The organism is Sulfurospirillum diekertiae, assembly GCF_002309535.1.
GTDB classification, from domain to species: Bacteria; Campylobacterota; Campylobacteria; order Campylobacterales; family Sulfurospirillaceae; genus Sulfurospirillum; species Sulfurospirillum diekertiae.
Genome location: NZ_CP023275.1, coordinates 2,064,166 through 2,081,931, shown reverse-complemented (window position 1 = coordinate 2,081,931; position 17,766 = coordinate 2,064,166). Strand labels below are relative to the sequence as shown.

The following is a 17,766-nucleotide window of genomic DNA, read 5'->3' as shown; positions in this document are numbered from 1 at the left end:
TTTATCCCCTTAAATTTACAGCTTTAGATGTGTCGAGACTATCATATGAGGCGTAAAATCGTTTCGCCAAAATACTCATAATCACAACAGCAAAAATAGCATCGGTTAAGATACCAATCTCGACAAGCTCATGTGAGTTATATGCCATAAGCGCTAGGCTTAGATGGATACCATTTTCAAAAAGGCAATAGGCAAGAATCTGTTTTAAAAATGAATTTCTCAAAATAAAGCCAAAAATACCTATCATAAAGATAAATGAAGCGGCAAAGAGTGGCAACGCATCTTTGAAAATTGAGAAATGAACAAAAACCTTGTAAAACATCATTGAAACAGCCAGTGAAAAGCTAAGCGCTATAACAGGCGATATAAAAAAGCCACCTACGGGTTCATCTTCATTGATAATACTAAGCTTATTCACAAGCTTAAGTAAAAAAAGTGGTACAAAAACGACTTTCATCAAAAAGGCTGTAAATGCCCAAAGGAGTAACTCATGAGCGCCATATTTGAAGTGTAAAAGCAAAAATACAATCACTAAAAGCAATGTTTGCAGTGCATACGCATAAATACTAAGTTTGTATTTTCGCAGACCAAATACCATTAAACTTGTTCCCATCATCAAAACGGTGATGACATCAATAAAATTTATCATTTCATACCCCAATAATATAAAGCATTAGTGCTATACAAGCAATACTGAATGGAAAAAGCATGGTTCGCTTCATTCCTTTGTTCATTGTAAATCGTGGTCCAAAGTTGTCGATAAAAACAGCAAAAACATAAAGCACACCAATCTCAGCGAGGAAAAGGAGTAAAGACAATAGAGGATTCTCAAAACTCCAAGGCTCAAAGAGCATTAGGAAAAATCCTAACATTGAAAATTGCTTCAACATTAAAGCCACATCGATAATAGCAAGATCTTTACCACAGTATTCGCCCAAAACACCTTCTTGAAGCTCTTGTTCGGCTTCAGCTAAGTCATAAGGTTTTCTGCCTGTTTCAACATACATGACCCAAAGGAAAGCGGTTGAAGCGATGGCATAGGAAGGAACTAGATAACCGTAGTTACCCTCACTGAGACTTACGATAGAAGCGATATGTGGTAAATTCGAACTACCTGCCCCTAACATAACAACAATAAGGCAGATAATCGATACTGCTTCGCTGTAAAATCCAATGGTTGCCTCTCTGCTTGAACCCACACCCGCAAAAGGGTTTGCAGTATCAAAGCCGGCAATAATAAACATAAATCGATACAGTGCTCCAAGATAGATAAGAACAAAAATATCCGAAAACTGAGCAAAAACAGCGTCACTTCCGTAGGTAATTGGTAAGGCACAGAACATTGCTGCTGTTGTTGCAAACATCAAATAAGGTGCAATTTGATAGATAAAACTTGCACTGTGTGACTTTGTTCGTCCACGCTTGATAAGTTTCAAAAGATCACGATAGGTTTGAAAAATGCTCGGTCCTATCCTAGATTGAAATTTCGCCCTTAGCTTTCTAGCCATGCCATCAAAGAGTGGAGCGACCAGTATAGCTGCTATAAGTTGTAAAAGTAGGTAAAAAAAGCTCATTGTGTCCTCACAGATAGTAAGATGCAAAAATCAACACTAAACAGAGATAAACCAAGATATATCCCGCATAAAAATTCGTTCGACCATTTTGAAAAATGCCTATTTTCTCGGCAATTAACATAATCAATCGAATAACTGGCTCATAGAGTTTGTCCCAAAAGAAATCGTGTACTTTTTTTGTATAGACGACTTTTGAAAAATACCCATCCATCTTCATTTCACTCTCGTATCTCAAAATAAAACTAAGCGCTTTACGAATGTCTCCTGTAAACGAGTTTGCCCCAATTTGCATGTTTTTGTTGTAGATAAAACCACATGCCCAAGGATCTGTAATACGTGTTGTCGTATTGTTTGATTTTAAAAGATAGAGTAAAACAAATGGGACAATAGCACAGAGTAACATCACAAGGACAATGGTAGGCATTGAGATAAATTCATTTTGATTGACGTTTGAGACAGGTATAAAAGTTAGAACAATTTTAGATAAAACATTAATGACGTCACTCATAAAGACACCAAGTCCCACACAAAAACTTGCTAAGAGGCACAAGGGTAGTAGCATAACACCGGAAACTTCTTTGGCGCCTTCAAAGCTTTTGGCATCGCGCGGGAGTCCCAAAAAGACAGCTCCATATACTTTAGCAAACGCCATGACAGCAAGTGCACCGCCAACACCGAGTGCGATTATGGCAATAACAAAGAGAAATCGCGCCATAACGCCTTGTTCCATACCACCTAAAAGCATCGTTTTGTAGGTAATCCATTCACTGGTAAAGCCATTAAGTGGAGGAAGTGCACAAATGGCAAGTGCTGCCACGAAAAAGATAATCGAAGTAATAGGCATCTTTTTGTGAAGACCACCAAGTTCGTCCATATCTCTTGTAAGAGTTGCGGTATAAATATTACCACTCAACATAAAGAGTAATGATTTAAAAACTGCGTGATTTAAGATATGAAAGAGCGCTGCAACAAAACCAAGTAAGGCAATCGAAGGTATATGTGCTCCAAGGCCGTAAAAGGCTCCTCCAAGTCCTAAAAAGATGATGCCAACATTTTCACAAGAACTATATGCAATAGATGCTTTATAGTCATTGGAAATTGCAGCATACAGTACACCAAAGACGCAACTAAGTGCACCAAAAAGCAGTAAAATATAGCCAAATTGAACAAGCTGTGGAAGAAGAAGTGAAAATTTGATAAAGGCAAAAAGTGCTACTTTGATCATAACGCCACTCATCAATGCAGAGGCATTAGAGGGAGATTGGCAATATGCTAGCGGTAACCAGACATGGAAAGGAAACATACCTGCTTTAGAGCCAAAACCAATAAGTAGTAAGATAAAGAGGGTAAGACTCATACCAAAACCAATGTTTAGTTCATCAAATTTACTAAATTCAAAACTACCTGCAAAACTTGCCATGATGATAAGGGCAACCATTAAACAGAATGCTCCAATTTGAGCAATTCCCAAATAAATCATCACGTTTTTAGAGGCACCCTTCCCATCGTTAACTAAAATTAAAAGTGCAGAGATGAGTGTCATTAGTTCCCATAAAAGCATAAAAGAGAAAACGCCATCACTGGCAACAACAAGAAGCATTGAGAGAATAAAAGCATTAAAGAGTGAAGCAAAAACGGCTAAATTCGCCTTTTTCTCATAGAATTTCACATAGTCAAAGCTAAAAAGTGAAACGGCAAATGCAATTAAACTAATCAAAAAGCTAAAGAGCATGCCTAATGAGTCAAGCCTAAAAACAGGCATACTAATAAAATTCCCCGGCAATTTCCAGATCAATGTTTCATTGAGACTGGAAAAGAAAAATATTGCTGCATAAAGCGAAACGACACTCGCCAAACCAAAGCCTATTTTTTGGGCAAGAAGTGGTTTTTTATAGAGTAGAATGGAAAGAAGGGATGTTAAAAAAAAGAGCGTGTATATGGTTTGCATTATGCTTCCTCTTTGTTGGTTTCTAAAGTTTCAGCGGGAGCGGGTTTGGGTTCTTTGGGTTTTTTAATTTCCGGAGCCGGAATATTTGTAAATGTAACATCAGGCACGATAGCTTTTAGAAAAGGCGTCATATCGCCTTTGACTTTTTTGCCAAATTTACACTCACCCAAAACTGGATCTACCATGACTAATGCACCTGTTGGACAGGCACTGACACATGCAGGACCCGTTTCTATGCCATCACACATATCGCATTTGATAGCAATGCTTTTAAGCCCACTGATACAACCAGCTTCCAAGTGTCGCTCTACTTCCTCTATAATTGAAGGAGGAAATTCTGCGTCAATGTTGATTGCTCCATAAGGGCAGGCAATCGTGCAGAGCTTACAGCCGATACAGATTTCCTCACAAAGCTCAACACATGAATTAGCAATACGAAGGGCACCCGTTGGACAAACATTAGCACATGGGGCATCATCGCATTGGCGACATTGGTTGGGCATTTTACCGCTCTCTAACGAGAGAACATCAAGTCTTTTCTTGGAGAGTTTCCCACGTGCATAGGCATTTTTAACGCATGTTTTCATGCAGGCGTTACAAGCAATGCAGAGGTCAGAGTTTGTAATAACGAATTTATGAACTTTAGACATAGACTATCCTCTATGGTTTGTTTAGTAGAATTAATAGACTAGTATAGACTTATTTGCAACATCGACTCTTTTCATGCCAAAATTATATATTAACTTTATAGCATGAATATAGCTTAATATAAAAATTTATATTTTGCTTTATATTTCAACTTTCACTCTCGACTAATGATGCTCTTGTCCTTCTAAAAGTTTTATTTCATTATATAAGTATTATTTATTTTAATGAACCTATATTAAGGATTTTTAATTGAATAGTGTAATAGAAAATTCAGCATTCTTAAAAGCATCATTTCTCTTTTCATATAAAAAATTTAACAAATAGTTTAAAACGAGAAGTGTCTTTATCATGAATCAATTGTCTCGTATTCTGCGTAATTTGAACTCAAATTAGCTTGATACAATAGAATCATCGTAAGAGATAAATGTGGAAACAAGCTATAGGGTGTTATAATCCGCGAAAAAAAGAAAGAGTCATCTATGGTAGAAGTGAACAATTTAACGATGCGTTTTGCGCATCAGCTTTTATTTGAAAATATCAATTTAAAACTTGACAAAGGTAAACGCTACGGCCTTATCGGTGCCAATGGCGCTGGGAAAACAACCTTTTTAAAAATTTTGTCAAGACAAATCGAAGCAACCAGTGGCAATATTTCAATTGAAAATGGCCTAAGAGTCGGTGTTTTAAATCAAAATCAATATGCTTTCGAAGAGTTTACCCTTAAAGATGCGGTTATGTATGGCAACAAGCGTTTGTTTGATGCGATTAAAGAAAAAGAGCACTTGTATGCTACCGGTGATTTTGCAGACGATAAAGTAAATGACCGTTTAGCCGAGCTTGAGATTATCTGTGCAGAAGAAGACCCAACTTATGAAGTAGAAGTGAATATTGAGAAAATTCTAGGCTCTCTTGGCTTTCCTGTTGATGCGCAAGAGACATTAATGAGTGAACTTACCGGTGGTGATAAATTTAAGATTTTGCTCGCCCAAGTGCTTTATCCTAAACCTGACGTTCTCTTCTTGGATGAGCCTACCAATAACCTGGATCTTGAAGCGATTTCATGGTTAGAAGAGCAATTGCTACGCCATGAGGGTACGATGGTGGTTATCTCCCATGATAGACACTTCCTTAACTCTGTTGTTACCAATATTTTAGATGTGGATTTTAAAAAAATCCGCGAATTTACGGGCAATTATGATGAATGGTACATGGCAGCAAACTTAATTGCCAAGCAACAAGAAGTGGATAGAGATAAAAAACTGAAAGAGAAAGAAGAACTTGAGGCGTTTGTTAGACGTTTCTCGGCCAATGCTTCTAAAGCAAAACAAGCTACTTCCCGTCAAAAAAGACTTGAAAAACTTGATATCGCTGACATTCAAACATCTTCACGCCGTGATCCAAGTATTGTTTTCCGTATGGGACGCGACATCGGTAACGAAGTCCTTGAAGTTGAAGGGATTGAAAAAAGCTATGGCGATCAAAAAGTCATTCATAGCATGAGTTTCAAAGTTGAGAAAGGCGAAAAAATAGCATTGATTGGACACAATGGTGTGGGTAAAACAACACTTTGTAACATCATTATGGAACAATTAGAATCAGATGCTGGCACAATCAAATGGGGCGCAACGATTATTCCAAGTTACTTTCCTCAAAATACAACCGATATCATTACGGGTGATTTTCAACTCTTTGAGTGGCTACAACAGTATGATGAGAAAAAAGATCTTGATGAGATTAGAAAATGCCTAGGACGTATGCTTTTCTCTGGTGAAGAACAAAAGAAAAGTGTTTCACAGCTGAGTGGTGGTGAAAAACATCGCATGATGCTCTCTAAAATGATGCTTCAAAAGGGCAATTTCTTAGTCCTTGATGAACCCGATAATCACCTTGATCTCGAGGCTATTATTGCGTTAGGAGAAGGGCTCTTTAAATTCCCTGGAAATGTTATCTGTGTTACTCACGATAGAGAGCTCATTGATGCGTTTGCAACACGTATTATTGAACTGCATCCGGATGGAGCAGTGATTGATTTTAAAGGTGATTATGAAGCCTTTAGAGAGACATATGGCAGATAAAAAGTTACTTTTTAGTATTGGCTCTGCGCTCGATAAAGAGGATGGATGGCATTTTGAGGAAGAAAAAACTTCCTTAAAGTCAACAGAAATCAAACTTCCTTCGAAACATTTTTTAGTGTTAAAGATGGAAAAGCGTCAAGGTAAGCCTGTTTCGATGGTTGGTCCTTTTTTTCTTGAAAAAGAAGATTTGACCAAACTCTGCTCTTTGCTTAAAAAAAAGCTGGGCAGTGGCGGTACATGTAAAGAAGAATGGATGGAATTTCAAGGCGAATGTCGTGAAAAACTCAAAGGCTTTTTAGTGAATGAAGGATTTCGATTTAAGGGATAATAATGAACTATGTACTGAATGCACTTCTCCCTATTTGTTTAATTATTTTTATTGGGTATGCATTTAAGCATGCAAAATTTCCATCAACGGATTTCTGGCCAAAGATGGATAAATTTACTTATTATGTTCTCATGCCTTGCTTGTTGGTATACGAGTTGGCCGTTGCTAAAATTGATTTAACCTATACCGTCAATCTTGTCTTGGCTTCCCTCTTTGGGATTTTTATTATTTTAATCATTTTAGTTTTGCTGAATTTGATTTTACATTTTGAAAATAGGGCATTTACGTCCATTGTTCAAGGGGGCATTCGTTTTAATACTTATGTTTTTTTAGCTTTGGTCAATGCTGTTTATGGTGGAGAAGGATTGGTTTTAGCTGCAATTGTAATTGCCTTTGCCATTCCATTTCTCAATATCTTATGTATCTCTGTTTTTGCAATTTATACGCGCGATGGCAAATTTTCTCTAAGCTCATTTTTTAAAACAATCGTTAAAAATCCTTTAATTGGTGCTTGTGTGATTGGTGGTGCCATCAATGCTTTTGGTATTCCTCTCCCTGTTTTTATTTTAAAAAGTATTGCTATTGTCAGTCATGCAGCCTTGCCCATGGGATTGTTGTCCGTTGGTGTAGGGTTAGAACTTAAATATTTGAAACATGCTAAAAAAGAGTTAGTGGTTTCAAGTGTTGCCAAATTGGTCATTTTCCCCATGATCGCCTATGGGCTAGCCCAATTAATGGGACTGGTAGGAATGAGTTTATGTATCACTGTTATCTTTGCTTCGATGCCAACAGCGACTTCAGCACATATATTAGCACGAGAGCTTGGCGGAGATGTTTCATTGATGGCGTCTATCACCACACTTGAAACACTAGCGTGTGTTGGAACACTGTTTTTAATCGTTCCGCTCTTATAGCTGATAATCCATCTTAAAGCGCTCAATCTCAGCACTCTGTCCGATAACAACTAAAATATCACCAGAATCAAGTTTATGGTCGTGTCCTTCCGTGATAAAAATAAACTCTTTTTTGAGCTCTTTATCATGAATTCCCACTAAAAGCATGTTGTACTTCTGTGTTGGATAGCACTCTTTGAGCATGATACCGTTTAAAGTAGAGTGAGCCGTAATAGTAATCTGCTCCATATTAATGTCTTCTGTTCCAAAAATAGTTTCATCAAGCACCTGCATAACTTCAGGTTGGGTAATCAGTTTATAGATTCTTTTACCGCACATTTGATAGGGATCTAAAACGGTACTTGCTCCTGCAATTTCAAGTTTATGAATGGCATCTTTAGTGTGAGTTGTTGCAATAATTTCAACTTTTGGATCAAGGGAGCGAATTGAAAGTGTTAAAAAAACATTTTGAACGTCTTCTTCAAAAAGGGTAAAGACGAATTTGACATCTTCTCCAATACCCAGAGTTACAAGTGTTTCATCATCGCTGTAGTCGAGTATTAAAAGATTGCATCCAAGTTTTTTTGCCCTTGGCAACAATGTTGGATCGTTGTCAATATAGGTAAAAGTATAACCTTGTGCTTTAAGCCTTGTTCCTATCTCGATAGCGGAACGTGTAAAACCAAAAAGGAGAATTTTACTATCATTCATAGAACGCTCCTTTTATCATTGAGTTTGCGTAGGATATTGATGTGGTGTTTTCTTCCCATGATGATGAGCATGTCATGATCTTTAAGTACAAAATCGTTCGATGGATTAAAATGAAAAGGGACGCTCTCATCTTTACGTAAAATACCAAAAAGAAGTAGCCTTTTTTCATGAAGTGAGAGTACTTCAATCGTTTTATTGGTAAAGCAAGAATGTTCATGAATGGTGATGATATCAAAAATAACGCCAGTATTCTCTGTGAGCATCTCTTCAAGGGCTGCATAAGAGATCGGCTGATCAATATATTGCGCTCCCATTAATCCTATGGTTTCATCGGCACCAAAAGCATAATTGGCACCTGCTAAAAAGTATTTCTTCTTATGGGTATTTTTAATGACTCGCGCGATGATAATAATCTGTTTACTGAGGCTTCGCGCGGTGAGGGTGATAAAGACATTCAGTTCATCGCTATTGGTTGCGCAAATGATTTGTGCTGCCCGCTTACCAACACCTAGAGCACCGAGTATTTTACTTTTAGAGGCATCTGCAACAATGCCAATAAGTCCTCTTTGTTGTGCCAATTTAATTTTGGATGGATCATTGTCGATAATGACTAGATTGTAGCCATCTTCGTGGAGCATTTTGGCGACCACTTCTCCCACACGTCCGTATCCGCAGATAACAATGTAGTTTTCCAATTTATCGACATCGGCAAAGGTACGGCTCTCTTTCAGCTCAATAAGCTTACTTTGAAATGATGAAACGATAATAGACGTCAAAAATGCAATAATCGCAACACCAAAGATAATAAGAAGCATGGAAACAACCATACCTTCTGTCGTGACAGGAACAATATCACCATATCCAACCGTACCCATGGTTACGATTGCCCAATAAATAGCATCAAAAAGGGTGTTGATTTTTGGATTTTGATGTGTCTCAAAAATATAAATAGCAGAGCTTCCCGTAAAGATAACAAAGCTTGCAAAGATCGCTAAGGTAAAGAGTTCAAACTTTTTTTCAGTAATGATCTCCGTAAATGTTTTCATACTTCTGGCATAACGAAAGAGCTTAAAAATTCTAAAAAGAAGAAAAATTCTTAAAAAACGAAGAGGGCGATAGCTTGGTAAAATCGCTAAAAGATCAATAATCGCAAGAGGTGAAAAAATATAGTCTAGTTTTTTCTTAATGATGATAAAAAGTGCACGTCTTAGAGAGAAAGGGATGTCATTGTTGGTTGCATGATCATATGCCTCTAAAAAGAGCTTATGACTATCTGAATAGATCCAAAAGCGTAGAAGATATTCGATGACAAAAACAATTAAAGAAAATTGTACAAAAGCATCTAAATAGGGTAGTCCATCAGGATGTTTTACCTCATACAGAAGGAAAAGAACACTGAAAACAACCAGTAAAACCATGAAAATATCAAAGTAAAATTTGAGTTTAGAGTGTTGTGACTCCAAAAGTGTCCTGCAAAATTCTTTTGCACGATGGTAGCGTATGGATGCATCTAAAAAATAGGCAAATCGAACAAAAAGGGTCGTAATATAGCCCATTTAAAACCTTTAAAAAAAGTATCAATGCCTTTACATGTAAAGGCTAATAACCTGCTTTTTGAAGCAGTGAAACTATCTCTCCCACTTCAGGAAAGCGCTCTATGGGTGTACCAATTTTTTCCGTTTTGGAAAAAATAACAATGTCGTCAACGACAACATCGAAAAATCCGCCTGTTTTTGGGGAAAGGGTTGTTTTGGCATTTGGATAGGCACTTAAAATTTCATCTTTCACACGGAAAGCTCTTGGCATATATCCTCAGCGTGTACAGTAGTAGATGACAATATTCATATTCATTCCTTATGTTTTATTCGTGTTCTGTATTTTCGACAAAAAGAGTTGCATTGGTGCAAGCATTATACAATTGATCTGTCTTAAAACAAGGGTAATGTTTAAGTGCAGAAATAGTCGCATCCGTATCACTTGAATGGTTCATTTCCGTTGCGATAAACAGTAGTTCACCTAAAAATCCCTCATGAAAGAGAAGGGCTGTTTTAATTTCATCATCAAGATTGACATGGTTGAGAAATTCTAGCATGGAAATATTCAAATACGTATCAATCAATGAAAGACTCCCCGTTAAAAAAGCTTTGTTTGCAAGTTCGGCTTTTTTACAGGTAATGGCAAGTTCTTCCATCGCTTTAGCTCTAAATTTTGCATTGTTGAAAATTTCTATTCCAAAGGGGTGATTTTGGGGTGCACCGTATAAAAAAAGTCCTAACCATGAAAGAATTTTTTGAGGTCCTAAAAGTAAGATCATCTGTTTAATGGATGTAATTTTATTTTTGAAATGATAAGCACCCGAATTGACATGACGTAAAAGGTTATACACAAGATCAGGACATGTTTCAAACTTTTCTGTGATGTAAGCAACATCATTATTCCCTTGAATACAGTTCATCAATCTTAAGGCATTGGCGGTTAGCGGCTCAATTTGTTTGCCGCTTAAAATAACAGGTTTCTCAAAAAAATACCCTTGAAACAAATGAAAGTTAAGTTTTCGGCAGGCTTCATACTCTTCATGCGTTTCTATTTTTTCTGCAAGGAGAGGAATGTGTGTTTTAAGTTTATCAATAGAGGCTTTAAGATTGGGAAGACCAATCGCTTGGATATCGACTTTGATGATTTCAATATAAGGGAAAAGTGGCTTATAAGCGTTGATCATGGCATCGCTGCAATCAAAATCATCTAGCGAAAAACGATACCCAAGGCTATTCAAATGCTTCACACGTTCAAATAAGGCTGGGGAGACTTGTGTATGTTCTAGAATCTCAAAGCCAAAATGTTCTTTAGGGAGAAGTAAAATAGCATCACTAAAGAGCATCGTCTCATCAACATTGATATAACCTACTTTTTGTCCAATAATAGGCGCAAGACCAATATTGTGAACCATGTTGACCATTACACGTGCTGTTGCTTTAGCGCTATCTTGAAACGTCGCTATATTATTCTGATCACATGAACGGTACAAGAGCTCATACCCAAAGCACACACCTTCTTTATCAAAAATAGGTTGTCTACCCACGTAAGTGCTCACACAATGCTCCTTAATCTTTAAGAAAGTTCTTTGATGAACTCATTTTAGAATAACACATGACAGTGTCAATGTGTTTGCATCTACCACCATTGTGGACAATGATGGTTTACTTTCCCACGAGAGTGTCACAAGGCTTGCTCATTCGAGCTGGGAGATTTTTCTCATTGAGAGGAAACGTTATTTCTTACTTTTTTTCTCATCTTCGAATTTGATATTCACCATACCACAAAACTTTTTATCTTTGTAATAGTGTACCATGTAAGTGGTTTCATCTTTATCAATCGCATACGTTTTGATAAAATCTTTTGGTTCAACCTTGATACCGCCTTCGCTCACAACGCCCGGTTTTGAAAAACCGATGATGTTAATACGATATCCGTTAATGGGGTCGACTTGGAAACTGTTTTTAGCGCTAATCAAAGAGCCAATTTTAGCTGTTGTTTTTTTGCCATCAATAATCAAACTAACGTCATTTAAAGAGTGTTCAAATTCAATAAAATCAGGTTTAAGTGTTGAAACCAGCATATTGCCATTCATGATCTTGTATTCATCTTTTTCTTTGATAACCGCTATTAGTGGGTTATTGCTTGTATAGACAAGTTTGTCTTTATTCATAGGGAAAAATTTGATATAAGGTTTAAGTGTGGAGAGATCTAACATGATTTTGGTTGGAGGAATCTCTATAATTCCCTCATCATGAAGAAGTTTCTTGATGTTTTCTTCTGTCAGATCAAATGAGCGTGAATATTTGATGTTCATGACATTCATAAATTTTTCAATCGTTTTGAGTTGATAAAAAACTTTTTGTGAAAGGTTCGTAATATTTTTACTGGTTTCAATCGCAAAAGCTGGCTTGTTATTGGTGATAGAAAAGTACGTTAGGCTTTGTTGCATCGCCTTGTCTTGCGTTTTGGTATTGGTGTTTTTGACATTAAATTCATGCACATCTTCGATGAGTCCAACATTTGTCTCTTGGTTCACTTTGGTTGCGATATCTGCAAGATTGCCATACTTTGCATTGGGGATTTGTTGTTGATCAATAATGGTTGCTTGTCCCCATGCTTTTGGGTTGAAGTTCTTATCAATTTGATGTTCGCGGTAAAAACCTTGTCCATCGTGTAGGTTTAAGGTCAAATCTACTTTAGGGTTTAAAATAAGCTTTTTGATCTCTGTAACTGTGTCAAAATCTTTGTCTTTGGTTTCAATTTTGGCAAATTTACGGTTCATATCGCCGTTGATACCACGAGAGTTTTTGACAATACTATCAAAGTTAAGGTTTGGAACGATCCAAAGAGTGCCGCTTTCTATTTTATAATATCTGGACAGAAGCATCGGTGCAAAGTAGCCTCCAGGTTCATCGCCATGAATTCCGCCTACAATGAGAAGGGTGCTTCCTTCTTTACCACTCTCTTTTTTGATGAGGGAGTAGTGTAAATTAGCGCTAAGCGCATACGTTGAGAGTACAAAACAGAGACTAAGAACCACTTTTTTCATTCGTTATCTTTAATGATTATTTTCTAAATTTATCCTAAAGATTACCAAAAGAGAGATTAAACTATGCCCAAAAATGGGGTCAACTACGTAATTTATCGTGCAAAATAGTAACAAAATTATCAAAACTTGGTAGATGAAGATTGGATTCACGTTGTTTGATGCCCCACATGGATTCAGGAAAGTGTGAATCTTCCTCAAAACGTGCCATAACGTGTATGTGCAGATGGGGAATATAGTTACCAAACATCGCAATATTTATTTTTTTGGGATTGTAATAAAAGCGCATGGTCTCTTCCACAACGAGCATTGCTTTTAAGAGAACTTCTTGAGTCATTGGATCACAATCGCTTAGCTCTTTGTAGGGTTTTTGGGTAAAGATTTTAACCCAAGGGATAAGGGCATTCTCTTTTTCGATATAAAAATAGTCATTTTCGTAAAGTTTTTGTGACATTAGTTTTCCTTAAAACGGTTTTTATAGGTGCATTTTTGGCATAAACTTTCTACGGCTTTGTCGTGTTTAAACCCTTCAATAATCGCTTTGGTGCGTGGAGTATTGAGAATCTCACTCAGTGCGTTTACATGTAAATCTCCCAGTTCCATGACGCCGTCCTTATCAAGACAGCACGGCACGACTTTCCCATTGCTGAGAATGCCAAAATGGGAACGAAGCCCTTGGCAGGTTCCATCACTCTGGTGGTTAGACTGAAGGCTAGGCCATTCAAAATAGTCGTCAAAGTGAAGGCGTATTTTTTCACTTAAGCGGATGGAGCGAGGTTTTTGCTCATAAAGTGTCTTTACATGTAAAGGTGTGTGAAAGACTTTTTCGAGGTAGGTAAATATCTTTTCATTAAATGTTTCTTCACTATGAGTTTCGTTCCTATTCCATAAACGCAGATTGATGAAAAGGTTTGGGCTATGCTCTAATTTAAGCGCACAGAGTTTGATAATAGGTTCCATATAGGCTTCAAAAGAGAGTGGCATACTGTTTTTATTGTAACTATTGAGCGAGATATTGATCTGTTTGATGGCAGGATGTAAAAGGGTTTGAAGATTATGCTTACTCAAATAATAGCCGCTGGTTGTCAGCATGACTTTAAAATTCTTTTTACATGTCATATCTAAATAGGCTTCTAAATTGGAAAGCGTGAGTGCATCACCGCCCATATGGTAGGCTATCTCTTTGGTGTAAGGCTTTAATTCATCCAGCACGTGTTCAAAAAAAGGAAGTGACATGCTGTGTGTTGGAAGCGTTTTAGGAGGGCAAAAACTGCATGCGAGCCCACAGATATTGGTGAGCTCGACATAGACGCGGTAAAATTTCATACGTACCTTTAAAAGTCGTTTCTAAGTTCTTTGGTTTCAATCATACTTGGATCAAAACGTTTACAACAATTGCGGCCACTATCTTTTGCATTGTAAAGCGCAATATCTGCAAATTTAATACACTTCCAGAGTGAATCAGAATCTTTAGGAAAGATAGATGCCCCCACACTCAGTGTTTTGTAAAATGTAGCACTTGTATTGGACTGAATAGGCATTTTCTCAAAGGCAAGGCGTATCTTTTCTGCAATTTGCATGACCATGGCATCTTCACATTCATACAGTAAAACCAAAAATTCTTCACCACCAAAGCGAAAAGCTGTGTCGGATTCACGAATATTGGCTTTGAGTGCTTGTGAAAGGGCTTTTATAGCGCGATCTCCAATATCATGTCCATAAGTATCATTGACCATCTTAAACCAGTCAATGTCAATCATGAGAATACCATAGATAATGCCATTGCGTTTTGCTTGGGAAAGCGCTTTTTCGATGTATTCATCAAGGTATTTGCGGTTATAAAGCTCTGTCAAAGCATCGGTAGTAGAAGAGACTTTTAAAATTTCCGTCAAGTTTTTACTGACCAATTCTGGACGTGCGGCATCAATGTAATTTTGTATTTTTGGAAGCAATGTTTTAGTGTGGGTCAGCTCTTCAGGCGTTCGCTCCCAGATACTTAAAAGCAATTCTAAATCACTGCTAATCAAATAAGGAATACACAAGTGGGATGCAGAGGTGTTGCACAATCCACAGATATCACGAAATTGATCGGATGTAACGGTCTGTTTGGTGCGCAATGCGCGACAATTTAAATTAATCGAACGCTTTTGAGAGGAAGCATCAAAGACAATATTGGGGTGAATGTCATTTTTCCCTGATTCGATGAGTACAAAATCTTTCAGTCCTATATCGTGTTGCAAAATAGAACCGATACGATGATAGACCTGTTCTTTATCTTCGTCAAATTCGATCGTACGTTTAAATTGATAGATGTCTGAGAGTTCATGGACAATGCTTTGAGTTTCTAATAAAAGATCGGGTTGGTGATTAGGTGAGAGTGCCAAAAATTTCTTGACGGTCATCTCAATATCCGTAAGTGTCCCTTCCAGTTTATCCAATAAAGAGTTGATACCAAATTTTACATTTTGGTACTCTTTTTCTTGACTTGAACAGCGTACACGCCTGACGTATTCACCCTCTTGTGCTTTGTTCATAACAAACGTAATGGAATGGAAAATTTCCATTAAAGGGCGCATAGACCTGTTGATGATCAAAAAGACCAACAGCATGATCACAATCGAAAAGCCTAAAATCATCAAGGCATTCAAAATGCCATTTGTACGTGCTTCGGTAATATCAAAGACGATACTAATAGAGCCTAGCACTTCTCCTTCTTTGGTTTGGTGGCATTGCATACAGTTGGGCGTACCATGCTCGGTTGCGATATAAGGCGTTGTGACGCGTAATTTGACATTGCCGGAGTCTTCTATGATTTGCTTATGGACTGTAGCACTGTTTAAAGCTTCTTCATCAATACTGTCGCGTGCTACTTCGTTGCTAAACCCTTTGCCAAATTGATTGATGACCGAGTTACTGCGTACGACCCAGAGAGCATCGACACCTTTTGCCGTACTGATTTTTTTGAGAAAAAATTCTCTTTGAGCCATTGTGCCGCTAAGCATATGAGCACTCAGTCCATCTTGCACTAAATTGGCAATAATTTGTGCTTTTTCTTCAGCATTCTTGATTCCTAAATTACGGATAGAAAGTGCTGATATAACCATCAATAGCATAAATGAGATAAAAATCGTTCCAACAATAATCAAAGAAAGCTTTTTTTGCATCACCCTTCCTTATATGTCATTCATTATTCTACGGTCACACTTTTTGCAAGATTACGAGGCATATCCACATCGTTTCCAAGGCGAATCGAAATCTCTAAAGCAAGGAGTTGGGTAATGAGCATCATCTCAAAAAATTCTCCCATCATATGTGTATGAGGTTTCGTTTTAATAAAATCATCGGCTAATTCAAATGGTTCTGGACTGATCACCAACAGGGTAGAATCACGTGCGCTCAACTCTTCAACGTTACTTTTCATTTTATCGTATAAGAGATTTTTGGGCATTAGCGCAATGGTGAAAAGCTCACTATCGGCAAGTGCGATAGGACCGTGTTTCATCTCTCCTGCGGGGTAACCTTCTGCATGAAGGTAACTGATCTCTTTGAGTTTCAGTGCGCCCTCAAGTGCAAGTGGATAGAAAATATCGCGACCAATGAAGAAAAAGCCATGCCCGTGTAAATAACGTTTGGAGAGGCGGCGAATTTTTTCATGGGTTGTTTCACTGACTTTGAGAATGAGCGGGACACGAAGTAAGGCTGCAATTTCGCTTTGCAACGTTAGAGCATCCATACTTTTTTTGTGCTCACCCACATAAAGAGTCAAAAGCCAAAGTGTAATGACCTGCGTTGCAAATGCTTTTGTGCTTGCAACACCCTTTTCGATACCGGCGCGAGTGAGAATGGTCATATCGGCGGTTCTCACAATTGAAGAGTTATCGACATTACAGATGGCGAGGGTTCGCATACCACTCTGTTTTGCCATCTTGAGTGCTTCTAGTGTGTCTGCCGTTTCACCGCTTTGTGAAATAACAATAAAAAGCGTTCGTGTATCTAAAAGTGGTTCTTTATAGCGAAATTCACTGGCAATTTCCACATTACAGCGAATTTTTGCCAAGCGTTCAAACATATAACACGCACTTAGAGCCGCGTGATAACTGGTACCACAGGCGCAGATTTTAATGGCATCAATATGGGTAAGATCAAGACTAGAGAGTTCATCCAAGATAATCGAATTGTCTTTGATGCGACCCATTAATGTTTCACCCACCACTAAAGATTGTTCGTAAATCTCTTTTTCCATAAAGTAGCGGTAACCATCTTTTTGGGCTGAGAGTTTATCGTGCGTTAGTGTTTTAAAGTCAAGATGTTGTGGTACATGATTGTTCAAAAGGGTGATTTCTTGATTTTTTGCCCAACCATATTCGCCATCTTCAAGGTAAACAACTTCTTGAACAAGTCCGATAAGGGGTGCATCTGAAGAGCTAAAATAAACTTCACCACTCGTACTTTTACCGAGCAATAAAGGAACGGCATTTTTGGCGAAGAAGATAACATCGGGCGCTTTTTTACTGATTAGCAAGATAGCATAAGCGCCCTGCAATGAAGCAACCGTTTTTTCAAATGCTTTAAAACAATCTTTTAGTTCTCTGACGTTCTTTTCAAATAGGTGAACCGCCACTTCGGTATCGGTTTGACTTAAAAATTTTACACCATCTTTTAAAAGCTCGTCTTTGATCTCTTTGTAGTTTTCGATGATACCGTTATGAATGATGTACGAAAATTCTCCCCAGTGAGGGTGTGCATTGGCTTCGGTTGGCTTACCATGTGTTGCCCACCTCGTATGTCCGATGCTGACACCAAATCCTTCTGAGTGAAAGTTTTCCACTTTGCGAGCAAGATTCGTGAGTTTTCCTGTGGCTTTAAACGCGGTAATTTCGCCCTCTTTAAGGACGGCAATTCCTGCTGAATCATACCCTCTGTATTCAAGTTCTTTGAGACCACCTAGCAAAAAATTGCGTTTTTCTTTTGTTCCAATATAGCCAACAATTCCACACATAAACGGTA

16 protein-coding genes are annotated in these 17,766 nt (G+C 37.8%); 3 read left to right on the top strand and 13 right to left on the bottom strand.

Annotation, left to right across the window (positions count from 1 at the left end; genetic code table 11):
• Position 1: 1 nt before the first annotated feature.
• Genes hyfE through SJPD1_RS10645 form a run of 4 tightly spaced genes read right to left on the bottom strand, consistent with a single transcriptional unit; the run spans position 2 to position 4,172 of the window.
• A complete protein-coding gene (gene hyfE / locus SJPD1_RS10660) occupies positions 2-649 on the bottom strand; it encodes a hydrogenase 4 membrane subunit (protein ID WP_096047150.1) in 648 nt (215 codons plus the stop codon).
• A gap of 1 nt (position 650) precedes the next feature.
• On the bottom strand, positions 651-1,574 hold the full coding sequence (locus SJPD1_RS10655; RefSeq protein ID WP_096047149.1) for a respiratory chain complex I subunit 1 family protein: 924 nt from the start codon (positions 1,572-1,574) through the stop codon (positions 651-653).
• Between the two features lie 7 nt (positions 1,575-1,581).
• Entirely contained in the window at positions 1,582-3,522 is a 1,941-nt protein-coding gene (locus SJPD1_RS10650) for a proton-conducting transporter transmembrane domain-containing protein (RefSeq protein WP_096047148.1), read from the bottom strand.
• Positions 3,522-4,172 (bottom strand): 4Fe-4S dicluster domain-containing protein, encoded by a 651-nt coding sequence (locus SJPD1_RS10645; RefSeq protein ID WP_096047147.1) that lies wholly within the window; start codon positions 4,170-4,172, stop codon positions 3,522-3,524. The genes SJPD1_RS10650 and SJPD1_RS10645 overlap by 1 nt, the downstream gene beginning before the upstream one ends.
• Positions 4,173-4,649: 477 nt before the next feature.
• Between SJPD1_RS10645 and SJPD1_RS10640 the strand changes: the two genes are divergently transcribed.
• The 3 genes from SJPD1_RS10640 to SJPD1_RS10630 are packed head-to-tail and all read left to right on the top strand — an operon-like array spanning position 4,650 to position 7,487.
• Positions 4,650-6,245 carry an ABC-F family ATP-binding cassette domain-containing protein gene (locus SJPD1_RS10640; protein ID WP_096047146.1) on the top strand — a complete coding sequence of 532 codons (1,596 nt, stop codon included), beginning with the start codon at positions 4,650-4,652 and terminating at the stop codon, positions 6,243-6,245.
• Positions 6,235-6,573: an SUI1 family translation initiation factor gene (locus SJPD1_RS10635; RefSeq protein ID WP_226372188.1), complete on the top strand. Its 339-nt coding sequence runs from the start codon at positions 6,235-6,237 to the stop codon at positions 6,571-6,573. Before SJPD1_RS10640 ends, SJPD1_RS10635 begins: the two co-directional genes overlap by 11 nt.
• Positions 6,574-6,575: 2 nt before the next feature.
• On the top strand, positions 6,576-7,487 hold the full coding sequence (locus SJPD1_RS10630) for an AEC family transporter (RefSeq protein WP_096047144.1): 912 nt from the start codon (positions 6,576-6,578) through the stop codon (positions 7,485-7,487).
• Here SJPD1_RS10630 and SJPD1_RS10625 read toward each other — a convergent pair.
• The 9 genes from SJPD1_RS10625 to glmS form a co-directional block, all read right to left on the bottom strand.
• On the bottom strand, positions 7,482-8,177 hold the full coding sequence (locus SJPD1_RS10625) for a potassium channel family protein (RefSeq protein ID WP_096047143.1): 696 nt from the start codon (positions 8,175-8,177) through the stop codon (positions 7,482-7,484). The genes SJPD1_RS10630 and SJPD1_RS10625 overlap by 6 nt on opposite strands.
• Positions 8,174-9,733: a potassium channel protein gene (locus SJPD1_RS10620; protein ID WP_096047142.1), complete on the bottom strand. Its 1,560-nt coding sequence runs from the start codon at positions 9,731-9,733 to the stop codon at positions 8,174-8,176. The genes SJPD1_RS10625 and SJPD1_RS10620 overlap by 4 nt, the downstream gene beginning before the upstream one ends.
• A 43-nt stretch (positions 9,734-9,776) precedes the next feature.
• Positions 9,777-9,983 carry an Rdx family protein gene (locus SJPD1_RS10615; RefSeq protein WP_096047141.1) on the bottom strand — a complete coding sequence of 69 codons (207 nt, stop codon included), beginning with the start codon at positions 9,981-9,983 and terminating at the stop codon, positions 9,777-9,779.
• A 55-nt stretch (positions 9,984-10,038) separates the two neighbouring features.
• Positions 10,039-11,268, bottom strand: coding sequence for an EAL and HDOD domain-containing protein (locus SJPD1_RS10610; RefSeq protein WP_096047140.1), 1,230 nt, complete (start codon positions 11,266-11,268; stop codon positions 10,039-10,041).
• Between the two features lie 177 nt (positions 11,269-11,445).
• On the bottom strand, positions 11,446-12,762 hold the full coding sequence (locus SJPD1_RS10605) for a M99 family carboxypeptidase catalytic domain-containing protein (RefSeq protein WP_096047139.1): 1,317 nt from the start codon (positions 12,760-12,762) through the stop codon (positions 11,446-11,448).
• Between the two features lie 79 nt (positions 12,763-12,841).
• On the bottom strand, positions 12,842-13,213 hold the full coding sequence (locus SJPD1_RS10600) for an HIT family protein (RefSeq protein WP_096047138.1): 372 nt from the start codon (positions 13,211-13,213) through the stop codon (positions 12,842-12,844).
• A complete protein-coding gene (locus SJPD1_RS10595) occupies positions 13,213-14,085 on the bottom strand; it encodes a radical SAM/SPASM domain-containing protein (protein ID WP_096047137.1) in 873 nt (290 codons plus the stop codon). Before SJPD1_RS10595 ends, SJPD1_RS10600 begins: the two co-directional genes overlap by 1 nt.
• A gap of 8 nt (positions 14,086-14,093) precedes the next feature.
• Positions 14,094-15,923, bottom strand: a complete 1,830-nt coding sequence (locus SJPD1_RS10590; protein ID WP_096047136.1) for a GGDEF domain-containing protein — start codon at positions 15,921-15,923, stop codon at positions 14,094-14,096.
• 23 nt (positions 15,924-15,946) lie between these two features.
• Positions 15,947-17,758, bottom strand: a complete 1,812-nt coding sequence (glmS, locus tag SJPD1_RS10585; protein ID WP_096047135.1) for a glutamine--fructose-6-phosphate transaminase (isomerizing) — start codon at positions 17,756-17,758, stop codon at positions 15,947-15,949.
• Positions 17,759-17,766 lie beyond the last annotated feature (8 nt).